This is a genomic window from Chitinophaga sedimenti (assembly GCF_023156195.1).
In the GTDB taxonomy this organism is placed as follows: domain Bacteria; phylum Bacteroidota; class Bacteroidia; order Chitinophagales; family Chitinophagaceae; genus Chitinophaga; species Chitinophaga sedimenti.
The window spans coordinates 2,620,258-2,633,099 of the sequence record NZ_JAKUKA010000001.1; the positions used below are offsets into that span (position 1 = coordinate 2,620,258).

Genomic DNA, 12,842 nt, shown 5'->3' on the forward strand with positions numbered 1-12,842 from the left:
GTTCATATTCCCCCGGCAGCACAGTAAAGGCTATAATCCACATACTTACTGATGCTTTTTACCTCCGCATTGGAAGGCATATTCAAAATGCGGGTAGAATACAACCGCAGGTCATTTATAAATGAACTCAGGTAGGGATATCCCGGCGCTCCCTCTGCGAAGAAGGGGTCTACCGCCAGCAGCCAGGTAGGATTGTTACGATCATACAGCAGTCCCGGGGTTATTTTCGAGATATCTGCTACGGAATTATAAATGTCCTTTATTTTGGTATCCCATATGCGGAATGATGCAGTATTGATACAAGAAGTATAGGCGCAATACTCAGGATGCAGGTTGACAAACTTCTCAGCCCATTCAGGCTTCCAGTATTGTATCAACATATCCAGCGTAAATGTGGGATCAGCCGGCGATGTTACCCGGCCATCCGCCAGTGTCAACTGGTCTGCCGAAGTAAAACGTGTACGCCAGTTCTTGTAGAGGATGTTTATCCCCGGTTCCATCGGTTCCAGGTCGGTGGTGAACAAGGCATACTGTCCTCCGGGACTAACATCTTTCAACATAAGCGATTTCAGCTCATCACAGGGCGAGGTTGCACAATTAGCCTGTGCAGCCCGGCATTGTGACAGTAAGGATACGTAAAGACCGTTAGCCCAGCTCTCGTAATCTTTACCCATTTTGCTCACATCTACGTTATACCTGGCCAACTGATCGTTCAGGCGTTCCACAAAATGTTCCCGGCTACCGAGTGCGGTCAGGCAGGTTTCACACTCGGTAAAACAGCCACTGTAATCGTTATCCTTCAAAGCCTCAACAATAAAATTGAACTCCGTGCGCAGGTTAGTATTACGTTTGATGTAATCCTCGGTGTAATTTTCGATCACATTCGGATCCATCGCCAACTCGAAGGTGATGTAGTGGGCGCCGATCTTATCAAACGTAAAATCAAGCTCCGCCGACTGCTTCCCATTTACACTACAATCACCGGTTGCGGAGCCAATGGTTACTGGCATCACCCAGGTACCTTTCTTTTCTCCGCAATCATCGTGCAGTTCTATTTTCAGCGCGTAATAGCAGTTGCTGCAAATGCTGACGCCATTTTCTTCATACTGTTTAATGAGGCGCTGCACTTCATAGCCGAGTTGCGCCTCGCCCACCATCGTATTCACGTAAGTGGTGTAACCGCGAAGCGTCAGCGTAGTACGGTCAAACACCATATTATCCGGCTTCAGCACGGGGTACGTACGCTCCACAGGCGTACCTGCAGACGGTAATTCATCCACATTATCTGGACTCTTCCCTGCCAAAGCCGTAGCAATAGTTTTTCCGGAAACATTTTCGTAACTGATGGCGATCTGCTTGTTCGGATCTACAGATATCTTTTTCAGGTAATGACTGGCGTCGCCCACATCATTACCGAACAGTCTTTCCAACTCCCCTTCGTACGGACGGGAATAAAAAAGCGTGTCACACGATCTGTTTTGGGATCTTCTCCCGGCTGCATAAATTGTCCCAGTCCGCCCTGCACAGCGATACGTCCCGTATTATCGGGCGTATAATGGATCACACTAAAAGGATAACCCTTTGAGTCAGGAATATAGTTATTATATGTCGCCTGCCCCAAAAACGGGTTTGAGTCGGAATAGTACCTGGCTGCACCGCCAAGCGCCGCCATAGGCTTCGGAGGCTTGATACAACTGGCCAAACTACCATCATACACGTGATCCCTTGTATAGGGAATATTGGAGGCAAAGAGGTTTACATTGCCGTAATAGCGCAGATCAATACCTTCCACCGGGGCAGGCATAACATTGGCTGCCACACGGCCAAATTCATCGTACACATTCTGCTGTACAATCGCATAGTCCTGTGTATGCGCCACTGCATCCGGACTGCTCACTGTTACGGTTTGCCGGTTACGGAGTGTTCCATCAAAATAACTGATGATTTCTTTTTTCTTGCCCTCTTCCGCATAGGTAGCATTATACTGCCAGTTCAGGGACGGAAGGTGCCATTCTGTATTGAGCGTAATGACACCCAACTGGCCGTTATCCAGTTCGTAGTGCCAGACGCCTTCATTGCGGAACTCATCCGTATCGTACGACACCCCGCGCCAGCGCACCAGCAGGTACCTGTTGTTATGTACAAGCGAAATCTTATACGAGTGCCCGGCGATCGTTACACGCGTCGCGTTATTCCGGAACATCGGGACCAGTTGCGCTGCTGTCACCGAACTTCCCGCGCTAGACAAGACTTCCCCATTTAAAGAGGTTTCATCAATAAAAGTCCACTCCAGGTCGTACTCATCCGCGCCGGGGCTACTCCCCACCCTACAGTCACGGACCAATCTGGCTCCCCCGCATCCATAGTACCCATTCCGCGGCCGGCTAATCCAACAGTGGTGCCCGAGGTGGTCACCGTCATCGGCTCCGGCTTCGCTTTATCATCAGGCAGGTATTTACGATCAATAAATATCTGGGCATTCAGCGTAAACACCGGCGGAATTTTATCCCCCAGTTCCGCGCTGCTGATATCTTTAACGGTAATCTTATACCGGTGTGCATTTTTAAAGTGATATACCGCTTCGGCCTGATAGCTGGCACCGTAAGTAGTATCGTAATTTACCTTTAATTTGATGTCGTCCAGCGTAATCGGTTGCTGCTGATCCGGCTGTGTCCAATATTCCACTTTTAGCGTCAGTTCACAGCTAAAGGATTTTTTAAAAGTATAGGAACTATCCCGGAACAACCCGAAAGTGATTAGGTTTTCTACGGAAAGATTGTTGATCCTGCTCCAATCGTACGCCGGGTTCTGGAACTTCTCATCTTTTACGGTCAGCACGTCGCCCTTCTTAATGGCGCCCCGCAACACATGCTGATAGGGCTCCAACGCGGCAACCGAGCGAAGCGCTGGCACCAGCAGGAAAAGAAGAAGACATATTCTTCTCAGGTTATAAAAAATATTCTGAGCCATCATTTGTTGTTTCATTTCTGGTTCTACAATGGATTTTTACTGGATGACGATCTCGTACCCCTCCAGGCCAGCACCTGGCAAAAGCTCTTGTTCCGATTGCCTTACAAAGCGCTCGCTGTTCAGTAAAGCGGAAGGAGCATGACCTTCCTCCCACGCAAACACGGTCACCTGAGTGATCTTATCCTTCTCTTTGTTTAATGGATCGCTGAAGTCGGTGAAGCGGGTGTAAATTTCCCGTATACGCATTTGTGTATCATATGCCAGGCGATATTCCTTGCATGTCGCATGATTTTCGCGAGCCAGCTTAACAGTTGTTATACCGTTTTTAATGATAGACGACACTTCGTATCCCTCCATGCTGAAGAGGCGTAACAGCGTATCTTTCGGCATGGTGAAAGGATTGCCGCCCGACTGCCGCGGCGCACCGCCGGCAACAAAGATTTTACGAACGCCATCATCCACTGATACGGAAATACCAGGCAACGTCAGCATCCGGCTCTCACCCAGCTGATAATAAACACTGTCGCCATGTTTGGCATATCGAAAAGGAACAGACATGTTCGCAGTACTATCAGACGGGTCCACTACATTTACCTGACCTGAAAAGGCGTAAGTCGGCTGTTTAGACAACTGATCGAACACTTCCAGCAGGTTATCGACTGCTTCCTGTTGATCACGGCTGTATACCATCATTTCGGGCATAGCCACTTTAGCCGGCTCAACCAACACCTCGTGGCGAAATGCCCAGGCTGATGCCAGTGCGCCACTCACACAATAATCAGAACGATTGTGAAATATTTTCTTTTCATATTGATGAAATAATAATTCGGTTATTGTTTACGGTAAGCTGAACGCGATTCCTTAATTGTCATAATACCACGTTCCGTTTCCTTTTTCACGCGGATCAGCGTTCCTTCGTCGTCATATTCATAGAATGTGGCATAGTTGTTTTCGTCCAGCTCCGCCATCAACCGCATTGTCTTATCGTCGTAAGTATAGCTCTTCATCTGTGCATCGAAGGGGAATACGCGTAGATCATCAAGGATAATCCCGTCCAACGTTTTTGCCAGGCGCAGTGTCAGTGATTCCTGGTTATTCGTTGTAAACTCCGCTTCCATCAATTTCCAGCCTTCCACAGTAGCCTTTCGCTTGAAGTCAAGCTGCACCCCATACACTGTCATAAGAAAACCCGGATCATTGCTCTTCAGGTCACTGTGTTTCACCCATACCGATACGATATGTCTCTTATAGGGCATTGGACTAAATCCACCGCTGTAGAGTTCCGGAATATATTTTTTGAAATATTCACCGAGCGGATTGTTCGACAGATAGATGCCTGCTTTATGCTGCATATTATGCACCCGCGTTGTCAGGTCCATGGTGCCTTTCAGTTCAAAAGCGTAGTTACCGCTATGCGCCGCGCCCGTCACCAGGGCGCCAGCCGAGCCCTCTTTCAGCGTAAAAAGATCCGGATCACAGACATCTGTTGTTGCACACAGGCGATTGAAGTTCCTGTCATCAAAATTCTCGTAGAATACCTCACGTTGTTGTGCATTGGCGGCTACCGCTTTCGGCAGCGACTGCCCAAAACCATACAATGCGCTACTAAATATGCCCAGTGCGTTTTTATTTTCGATTTCCTGTCCCTGTGCATTGTAACGGGTTACATAATTACTGGTAACCCAAAGACTATCACTGTTATTTTCAATGCCCGTCATATCGCGCGTCCATTTGCCCAGGGCGCGGTACCAGAACGGCGTGAATTTCTTATAGGCGCGCTGTTGCGGATATCCAGCCCTTTGGCGGTTACCTCATCGAAGACATTTTTATCCTGCCTGTTGGTTTGCACAACCTTGTTTTCCACCGGCCGCCAGTTACCCAGGAAACCGTCCAGGTATGGATTAATCACATTTCCTTTGGCCACTACTTTATAGACAGGTGCCAAACCGCAGAGTGAGAACACCTTTGAAGCCCCCATTCGAAACGATTAGTAGGCACGTCCGGTGTAAAATAGATGGCAGTGCGGGCATTGGTACCCACCATGTGCTCGGTACTGAATATCAAGTAAAGCCCGGTACCAGACATCAACTGGGCATAAGTATTGTTGTATATATCAACCCCCACGGAAGCCAATGAACCTGGAAAATTGAGCGCCATGATCTCGATATTATGGCTGCCCGCATTTAAGTAAATCGGCCGTACTTCCCAATGCACCAGACTGTAGTTCGACGGGTCCAGGTATTCTGGATAACCCCATTATCAATCTTAATCCTGTAGTTATTATCGCCGGCATATCCGATATAATACATACCGCTTTGAGGTGCGTAGAAGCAGCTTTTTACCGACCACCATTTACCGTCATGTATGGCACGATCACCACCCAGCCAGATACCACAGTTATTTAAGCGGCCGCAGAAGGTTTCGGTAGTCGCTGCCGCGGCGGTGATTCTTGCGGCGCTTTTGCCGGTAGCCGTATCCTGTACCGCCTGACTAGAGTAAGTTATTTCGGGATCGGTTGCTGCAGTCGTCCTGGCGGCCATACTGGATGTGCTTTCGGCTACACATTTGCCCCAGAAGCCATTTGTCTTAACATCCCTCAGTTTATTAGACGCATCGAAGAAATAGGTGCCATAGATACCATAATCATTCACCTGGCTGCCTCTTACAATGCTATAGATGGCGTCCGTTTTTTTATTCGCATAATAAACACACTTCTCCTGTTCCGGGATCTGGCTGGCACCGGGAGCACAGTCGAACCCGGGTACCATACCGCAGTTAGGCATACCGCACATAGACGGTGCACCCGTGCCGCATTTCAGGTATCGCAGCAGTACTGTACCTGCATCATTTTTCACATAAACGTTTGTCTTCTTACGTTCATTGAAAATATCCTGCAGCATATCGTAACTCGTAAATATGCGCGCGTTGAGAACCGTTTGCTCCGTGCCTGTTTTTAAGGTGCTCAATGAAGCCTTATATATTTCCACAGCACATTGTGTAGCACCCGGAGCAATTCCGTTTGTTTTTGTTTCTATAGCTATCGTATGTTGACCGGCTGTTGTAAACGTGATAGGATAAAGGTGATAACGGGTATAGTTGATAGCCCCAAGGCCCTGCGCACGCTCTTTCACCAACACCCCATCGATGTAAATACGAATATTTGCAGTACTGCTCATACCCAGGTAGTAAGTTGATGTTATATCCGGCACGGTAAAGCAACGTGAATAACCATCCCAGGTACTACCTGTAGGCAATGCACCTTTTGGCGACGGACATAATACCACACCCGCAGCCGAGAAACGCCCCTGCGCCGCGCCGTTGCCGGCGCCTCCGGCGGAGCCGCCCCAAACCGCATTGCGTAAGGTATCGTTGGTCGATGTCGCAGCCAATGTGGCGTAGAATGCTGCACCGCGAACGTTGTAATAATCCTTACTATCGGCACCACACATACCTGGCGCATCGATTTCTACTTCAGGAGGAATATAACAATTACCATCCTCCCCCATTACATACCCATCCGGACATGGTTGTTGTATACATCCCGGCATTCCCCACCGGTCATCGAATAAAGTAGCCCTTGCTTCCAGCACCCCGTATTGCTCCAACTGTGCGTTGTTAAAGAATACGATGCGCCCGTCTTTTCCAACAGGATTACGAAGGCTGGTAATCGATGCTGTGCTGGCGCCGAGTTGGTTGCGGTAACCGGAGCGGTACACCTTCACTGTACCCAGGTAATATGGTTCCAGCTTACCGGTGTGATCGATCATCTTTAGGCTGGCAGTCGTTCCCTCCTCATCACCGATTACCCAGAAATGCTCGCCATTATCCACGCTCACCAGCTCATCTCCGGGCGACAGGAAGGCGCCATAAGTGGCCGGAATATTAGCGGTATTGGTCGTAGTGAAATTCTGGAACAGCATGTTCAGGTTCTTATAGGCCCCCCATGCGTTTGTAGATCCAGTATGCCGGTATATTCAGGGTGTACACCGGATCATTAAATTCGTTCTGCGTTGAGGTAACTACCGGCTGCCCGGTGAGTCGGTCGTACAACACATTTTCAGCAGATATGGTAGAGCCGTCAATGGTTTTAACCACCTTCTTCACTACGCCGCTGTACTGCACCGTTTTAAGCACGGAAGCGGAACGGAACAACCGGTATTCTTTGTTGATCATCAGCGGGAAGTGAGGAATAGGCAGCGGGAATGAGAAGATACCTGGTATAACGTCCACGCCCGGGCATGCGTCTGGCCAAAGTTTTTAGTCTCCTGCTCGCGCATATCCGTATACAATTCCAGCTCCCGTCCAATTACCTGTTCGACAGGATCGATATTGCCCTCTTCGTCCACCACCTTTACCCGGTTGCGCAGACGGAACGATGTGGCATTGTAAGGCTCACTGTCATATTCATACACCGTAGAAGCAATTTCCCTTCCGCCCATATTAAGCGAGCGTTCGGCCCTGGGCTTACCATGCATATCATTCAGGATAATCGTATACCCCTGCGACATTACCTGTTCGTGAACGACGTTAGCGCCAAAAAACAGGAATGACTTGTTAGACTGATAGTTATATACCGCAGGCCGCGGCTGCGACTTTACGATCACCGGGTAATCCCGAGCAGTAAAGAACTCAGATACATCCACGCCGGTTTTATTTTTCGGATCGGCAGCGTCCGAGCCGTTGAGGCGACGTACAGTCACTTTGCTATAACCCACCTGCGGCGCGGGATAAAGCGACTCCCCGAACGGCTTTTCCAGGAAGAAATAATTACTCAATCCCCCTTTGATATCCTCCATATATTCTACCGGGAGGTGTAACGCGTTTTCATCGCCACCGATAGACGGTTCAAAAGCCGCCACCCCGCTACTGATCACCCTTTCATCGGTAGGGCTTATCGTAGTATTATATTCATAGACCTGGCCATAACTGTTATCCGTCGATTCGCCAGACATCTCCTGCCAGTTATCACTCATCCTGATCATCTTCACACGCAGACCACCGCCCTTTTTGTGACCATCCCACTTCACCACCCGGGCGAAGCTTTTGGACAGTTTTACATTCTTCGCGAACCCCTTGCGTTTTGCTCTTTCATAGAAGTTTTCCCTTAACTCCCTGAAGTTGCTGATCGCGGTAACAATCTGCTTCAACGCAGCCTGCACCGGGCGATCACTCTGCACCCTGTTCCGGTAACCGGGATAGGCATAACATGCATAATCCTGCCGCATTTTTTGCCAGGCGGCTAATGTCATCGGGTTCATTGTCACGTTGCCTTCCCTTTTATCTTTAAAGATCACGTTGGCGTACGTATTCGTTGTACCACTCCCGGATATGGTCACTTTGTCCACCAACATATAAGCAGGAATGAAATCATAAAACTGTTCGTCTGTGCTTTCCGGCAGGTCGCTGATATTGAGGAACAACCGCGCATACAACTGGGGTTCATTATCCGGTACTCGCGTACAAACCACGTAGTTGCCTCACCGTCTGTTTTCGCATAGGGAATTTTGATGCGCAGCCCTTTTGCCTCATTCAGATTAGTCGTAACGGCGCCATCCCCTTTAATCATAGCCAGGATATTGGTCATACCCATAGATCGTCTATCCTGCACATAGGCATAATCATCTGCCTCATAGCCGACATGCAACGTACCACCGGTAGGTAATTTCACCGTTGTCAACTGCCACATATCCACCTGCTCGTTGGCATCGCTATTTTGAACAGCATACGGAAACTCATCGTTTTTCAGATCCGGCCAGCCGTTGGCTGTATTCGCCGTCGACGGCTTATAAGTGCCCCAGCGGTCCGTTTGCAGAATGCCAAACCCCGCAGTATTCTTATATTCGAATACGTAAGGATGATGTACCCCCTTACCAGAACTTGCATATTTAAAATAAACTTTGTTCAACGTGAGTTTTCCGCCCGCATTACTATTCGGCACACCATTGCAAAGTGTATAACCGTATTCCATCACCACGGTTTTGATCGGCACACTGAGATTATTTTTGGCGTACAGGCGAATCTCCCTTAAACGACGCTGTTTAACCGCATCGTTTTTACCGCCCATGTAATTCAACACTCCCAAACCGTCCTGGCGATCATCCGTAATGAAATAGGCGATCATGTTTTTAGATTCTATGGAATGTAAGTACCAAAGTTCCTTTTCTCCATACACAAAGGAGCCCTTGTCATCCGTAGGATCCGCATACAGCGCCCTATTATACATGGCCTGGTCGTATGGCGTACGCCATTTAAACGGCGCATTAATTTTGGAGTAGTTAAACTTCACTGCCGTACCCGCGTCATCAGCCGTGATACCGTCGCCAGTGAGATCTGAGTAATCCGATGACAATACAGCGGTCAGCAGGTGACTCGTAGCGTATGCCGGTTGCACCTCCTTGTTGTAATATTCATCCAGCCCCGCTTTGTGATTAATTTCACCAGGTTTCGATTCGGATATAGTAACGCGATTAGTTGTTGTATTTGCTTTGGAAGGGTCTACCGCAAAAGAGTATTCCTCCTGTTTGATATTATACACAGGCAGCCCATAAACCATCCGACGGCCGTCTTCCGCTTGTACCGAAATCTCTGAAATGTGTGATGGTTTACGATAATCGCTGACGCGACTAATATGCTGTACCGCCACCTTATTGCAGTCCACAGGACTAAAATCATCATAATTATTCAGCGGATAGTTCAGAATATCGGGTTCCTGACCGGCTGCCGCGGCTTCTTTCGCGGTAAGATAACCAATAGGCGAGCTGCGATATTGGCGACCATCCTTTTATAGGGGCTGTTCGCCGTATAGACTGTATTTCCCACTTTAAAATCCCCCGTAGCCGACTTTTTCGATAACTGCACCGACACCACTTCCTCATCCTTTATCCTTCTTACAAATGCCGGATCACCGACGTTCTTTTCACCACCTTGTTTAAAATAGGCGGCTTCCTCCCCACCAACACCAGCATTTTCTCCGCGAAAATCACCGTTGGCAAGAAAACCATTCTGGCTCGTCCATTTACCGGTTTTACCATCATTATCCTGATCGTAAAAAGTAACGCCGCCATGTACCCACGCGCCGAAACCGATATCACCGCCAAGAGTAGTATTATCACTTTCATCTTTTGCCGCAGGGTCAAAAACACCCCGCTCCCGCCGCTGTACACGCGGAACTGCCCACTCCCGGCCTGACCGGAATAGGTAAATACGTCCGGAGTTGCAATAGGGATCGCCAGGTTAGGCATTCCCTTTACAACCGGGTTATCCTTTTCACGCAGGAAGTCCATAAATGCATTTGGATTATCCTTTCCACGCGCCGCGTATAACATCCCAAAGGCTGGACGGCGATAAGTAGTGGCTGCGAGTTGGCGAACGGATTTATATCCGGTAACACCAGCGCCGCCGAAAACGCCGAAAGCCATACCGCCTACGTCCAGGCTGTAGGTAGCATTGCTCGATTTATAATTATTCATCGCCTTTGGATAAAACGGCGGTGTGTTGTAGCTGATCGACACGCTCATGTTATCAGGAACTGCCGACTGGCTGAGCGACTGTGCGAGGGTCAGTTCTTTCAGCCCCTGTCGGGAGTTGTAGCCGATACCGGCGGAGTGCGCCGGACCTACCTTCGTTCCGTTTGCCATATCCGGTCCGCTTAAAGAAAGCGAAGCGCCAAAATCGACACCACTGGCCGTGCTGGACATAGCGTTCACCCCTAAACCTGCTGTCATAATTCCTCCCATCGTCAGTCGTACGCCGGCGTTAGCGCCAAACTCCGCACCCAAGCCGGTGTAGCTATCGCTAAAAACACCTACGGTAACAGAACCGCCGATCTTGACAACGTCATTTCCAAAAACCTCGGTACGTAAAGTACCGCGACCACCATACGTGATTTTGGGCTTCGTCCACGCCTCTGTGAGTACCGTGTCACCACTGGCGTCATCAGGGATACCACGCAACCCGCGGTTGACGGCGCCCACGTTTAGGTTCCACCCCAGTCCCACCCAGGAGGCTTCATCATCCATGCCTGCACCTGAGGCGTAATTCAGGTTAACGGGATATCCTTCCACATCCAGCAGCGGAATATTGTATTTAAAATCGCCGGTAAAAAGGTCCACCATATCACTGGTGCCTGCCGCGGCAAACTGTTTCATTTCGGGTTGCGTAGGGCCGCTCGTAAGTGCGCTTGCAATCCCGGGGTTAACATTTCTGCGGTCAGCAAACCGAGAAAGAAAACAGCGATGCGTTTCTTTGTCTTTATCGTCCTGATCATAAACTGCAGCTTAATTCGTCTGTTTTTTGAATATTTTCTGTGATATAGGGAAACTCCACCTGCGAGTGGGTAAATAACCAATCATGGAACACCACGACCGCAGATGTCGCCTGCTTGAGGGCCGACCGGTCAAATACCACGAGGTACTCGACCCCGCTTATATTGCCGTTCGCAATCCGCTCCGTGTACCGTGGCATCAGCGAATCTCCGCCAACCACAAGCCTGAAAAGAGAATCCGTGCCAAAACTGGCGGCATTATCATTAATGCCGGTGCCGGTCTGTTTGGTCGGAAACACCCGCAGGCGGAAGGATAACTCCGTTCTATCGGGTTCTCCTTTATCAAGATTAGCCTCCCAGCAGGCCGGCAAATAAGCCAGCAACATCCCTGGTGCCGGCAATCGTGCGCTCCTGTTCCATCGAGGGATCCTGCACCGCCCTGGACAGCCGCTCTTTCCGGGCCTGTTTACAGGCGGAAAACATGCCCAGCAGCAGTGCCACATACATTACTTTTCTCATAGTGTCGCAGGCATTTTATAGAGGAAGCGCAGCACACGCATATCACCATTGGGCAGTTTCACCTGCAACTGGTAATAGTGTCCGTCCACGATGGACGCGTTATCCCTCAGGTCTATTACAATATTATTCTGTCCGCGCTCCAGCTTTACCTTGCGCAGCTTTTTAATCTTTTCACGCACATCCGTAATGGGGACAATGCTGTAAGAAAGATTTCCCGCGGCGTAGGGATTGCGTAATGCAAAAAGATCCTACCCTCGGCCAGATAAAAATTACCACGGGCAAGGTCTTCGATGTCGCGGAACGCTTCAGGCTGACTATCCTTTTCTTCCGGACTGCACTGGCATTTAAACTCCCAGATTTCCGACTGTGCCAGCATAGTGGCTCCCTTATAGGCCGTTACCTGCCAGGCGTATACCTTTTCTTCCTCCAGATCTTTATTCACCGCTGGAAAAAACAGCATGGGAGTATTAATGTTCCGCTGATTGATTAATGGTATATTAATATTCATTGCCTCTGTTTTAGCCTGACGAGGCTTCAGTTCCACCAGCGCAAGACGATATTGCACGCCGGGCACGGCGGGCAGCAATGGCTGCCAGAAGAATGCCGGGCGCTTATCGCAGGTTTGCTCACCGTCTGCCGGCTTTACCAGCAAAAGCGGAGAGAACGGTTGCAGCATGTAGGAAAAACACTGCTCCGCCAGTACGCTACCGCCGGCTTTACCTTCCACCAGTTCAAAACAGAAATCATAATCACCTTCAAGGAAGTAACCAGACTGTCGGGTAACGGCGGCGGCTTTATCATTGCTGAACGTGAGTCCCGCCTGCCGGGCTACCGATGCCGGCAAAGGATTATTACCCGGCATTAGATCGAACGCGGAGGTTTGTATGCGCACGATCAAACCTGCGGACTTTTCCGTAACCGTCATCTGTAAATTCACCGTTTTACGGGCGCCGGCATTCATAGTACGCACCTGAAACAGCCCGTCCACCGTACGGCCCTGTAATTCCGGCACGAACGAAAACGATACCTGCGCCTGCGACTTAAAACCGGCTGCTATGCATACTAATAAAACCAGTATCCAATGTCTCAT

The 12,842-nt window shown here is 49.4% G+C and carries 15 protein-coding genes; all 15 read right to left on the reverse strand.

Annotated elements, in window-relative coordinates:
* Window positions 1–2 precede the first annotated feature (2 nt).
* The 15 genes from MKQ70_RS14955 to MKQ70_RS15025 all read right to left on the reverse strand — a co-directional run bounded on the left by MKQ70_RS14955 (window position 3) and on the right by MKQ70_RS15025 (window position 12,842).
* Window positions 3–1,430, reverse strand: coding sequence for a hypothetical protein (locus tag MKQ70_RS14955; protein WP_248072272.1), 1,428 nt, complete (start codon window positions 1,428–1,430; stop codon window positions 3–5).
* A complete protein-coding gene (locus tag MKQ70_RS14960; protein WP_248072273.1) occupies window positions 1,382–2,248 on the reverse strand; it encodes a DUF6443 domain-containing protein in 867 nt (288 codons plus the stop codon). Before MKQ70_RS14960 ends, MKQ70_RS14955 begins: the two co-directional genes overlap by 49 nt.
* Before the next feature lie 11 nt (window positions 2,249–2,259).
* Window positions 2,260–2,985, reverse strand: a complete 726-nt coding sequence (locus tag MKQ70_RS14965; RefSeq protein ID WP_248072274.1) for a hypothetical protein — start codon at window positions 2,983–2,985, stop codon at window positions 2,260–2,262.
* Window positions 2,986–3,006: 21 nt separating this feature from the next.
* Window positions 3,007–3,741 (reverse strand): hypothetical protein, encoded by a 735-nt coding sequence (locus MKQ70_RS14970; RefSeq protein ID WP_248072275.1) that lies wholly within the window; start codon window positions 3,739–3,741, stop codon window positions 3,007–3,009.
* Window positions 3,742–3,800: 59 nt separating this feature from the next.
* Window positions 3,801–4,688, reverse strand: a complete 888-nt coding sequence (locus MKQ70_RS14975) for a hypothetical protein (protein ID WP_248072276.1) — start codon at window positions 4,686–4,688, stop codon at window positions 3,801–3,803.
* Window positions 4,685–4,948 (reverse strand): hypothetical protein, encoded by a 264-nt coding sequence (locus MKQ70_RS14980; protein ID WP_248072277.1) that lies wholly within the window; start codon window positions 4,946–4,948, stop codon window positions 4,685–4,687. The genes MKQ70_RS14975 and MKQ70_RS14980 overlap by 4 nt, the downstream gene beginning before the upstream one ends.
* Before the next feature lie 205 nt (window positions 4,949–5,153).
* Window positions 5,154–6,890 (reverse strand): hypothetical protein, encoded by a 1,737-nt coding sequence (locus MKQ70_RS14985; protein ID WP_248072278.1) that lies wholly within the window; start codon window positions 6,888–6,890, stop codon window positions 5,154–5,156.
* A gap of 10 nt (window positions 6,891–6,900) precedes the next feature.
* Complete coding sequence (locus tag MKQ70_RS14990) at window positions 6,901–7,143, reverse strand: hypothetical protein (RefSeq protein WP_248072279.1); 243 nt, start codon at window positions 7,141–7,143, stop codon at window positions 6,901–6,903.
* Window positions 7,143–8,321, reverse strand: a complete 1,179-nt coding sequence (locus MKQ70_RS14995) for a hypothetical protein (protein WP_248072280.1) — start codon at window positions 8,319–8,321, stop codon at window positions 7,143–7,145. Before MKQ70_RS14995 ends, MKQ70_RS14990 begins: the two co-directional genes overlap by 1 nt.
* Window positions 8,303–9,523 carry a hypothetical protein gene (locus MKQ70_RS15000; protein WP_248072281.1) on the reverse strand — a complete coding sequence of 407 codons (1,221 nt, stop codon included), beginning with the start codon at window positions 9,521–9,523 and terminating at the stop codon, window positions 8,303–8,305. The genes MKQ70_RS14995 and MKQ70_RS15000 overlap by 19 nt, the downstream gene beginning before the upstream one ends.
* Window positions 9,524–9,857: 334 nt before the next feature.
* Window positions 9,858–11,117, reverse strand: coding sequence for a hypothetical protein (locus MKQ70_RS15005; protein ID WP_248072282.1), 1,260 nt, complete (start codon window positions 11,115–11,117; stop codon window positions 9,858–9,860).
* 115 nt (window positions 11,118–11,232) lie between these two features.
* Window positions 11,233–11,619 carry a hypothetical protein gene (locus MKQ70_RS15010; RefSeq protein ID WP_248072283.1) on the reverse strand — a complete coding sequence of 129 codons (387 nt, stop codon included), beginning with the start codon at window positions 11,617–11,619 and terminating at the stop codon, window positions 11,233–11,235.
* The gene (locus MKQ70_RS15015) at window positions 11,582–11,752 is read right to left on the reverse strand and encodes a hypothetical protein (RefSeq protein ID WP_248072284.1); all 171 of its coding nucleotides are present in this window, start codon (window positions 11,750–11,752) and stop codon (window positions 11,582–11,584) included. Before MKQ70_RS15015 ends, MKQ70_RS15010 begins: the two co-directional genes overlap by 38 nt.
* Window positions 11,749–11,931 (reverse strand): hypothetical protein, encoded by a 183-nt coding sequence (locus MKQ70_RS15020; RefSeq protein ID WP_248072285.1) that lies wholly within the window; start codon window positions 11,929–11,931, stop codon window positions 11,749–11,751. Before MKQ70_RS15020 ends, MKQ70_RS15015 begins: the two co-directional genes overlap by 4 nt.
* Complete coding sequence (locus MKQ70_RS15025) at window positions 11,898–12,842, reverse strand: hypothetical protein (protein WP_248072286.1); 945 nt, start codon at window positions 12,840–12,842, stop codon at window positions 11,898–11,900. Before MKQ70_RS15025 ends, MKQ70_RS15020 begins: the two co-directional genes overlap by 34 nt.

Excerpts from the sequence above, each read along its gene's own strand:
- MKQ70_RS14965 (WP_248072274.1), bottom strand. The coding sequence starts at position 2,985 with ATGAAACAACAAATGATGGCTCAGAATATTTTTTATAACCTGAGAAGA.
- MKQ70_RS15005 (WP_248072282.1), bottom strand. The coding sequence starts at position 11,117 with ATGAAACAGTTTGCCGCGGCAGGCACCAGTGATATGGTGGACCTTTTT.
- MKQ70_RS15015 (WP_248072284.1), bottom strand. The coding sequence starts at position 11,752 with ATGAGAAAAGTAATGTATGTGGCACTGCTGCTGGGCATGTTTTCCGCC.
- MKQ70_RS14975 (WP_248072276.1), bottom strand. The coding sequence starts at position 4,688 with ATGACGGGCATTGAAAATAACAGTGATAGTCTTTGGGTTACCAGTAAT.
- MKQ70_RS15000 (WP_248072281.1), bottom strand. The coding sequence starts at position 9,523 with ATGGTTTATGGGCTGCCTGTGTATAATATCAAACAGGAGGAATACTCT.
- MKQ70_RS14995 (WP_248072280.1), bottom strand. The coding sequence starts at position 8,321 with ATGTTGGTGGACAAAGTGACCATATCCGGGAGTGGTACAACGAATACG.
- MKQ70_RS14980 (WP_248072277.1), bottom strand. The coding sequence starts at position 4,948 with ATGGGGGCTTCAAAGGTGTTCTCACTCTGCGGTTTGGCACCTGTCTAT.
- MKQ70_RS15010 (WP_248072283.1), bottom strand. The coding sequence starts at position 11,619 with ATGTTGCTGGCTTATTTGCCGGCCTGCTGGGAGGCTAATCTTGATAAA.
- MKQ70_RS14985 (WP_248072278.1), bottom strand. The coding sequence starts at position 6,890 with ATGCTGTTCCAGAATTTCACTACGACCAATACCGCTAATATTCCGGCC.
- MKQ70_RS14990 (WP_248072279.1), bottom strand. The coding sequence starts at position 7,143 with ATGATCAACAAAGAATACCGGTTGTTCCGTTCCGCTTCCGTGCTTAAA.
- MKQ70_RS15025 (WP_248072286.1), bottom strand. The coding sequence starts at position 12,842 with ATGAGACATTGGATACTGGTTTTATTAGTATGCATAGCAGCCGGTTTT.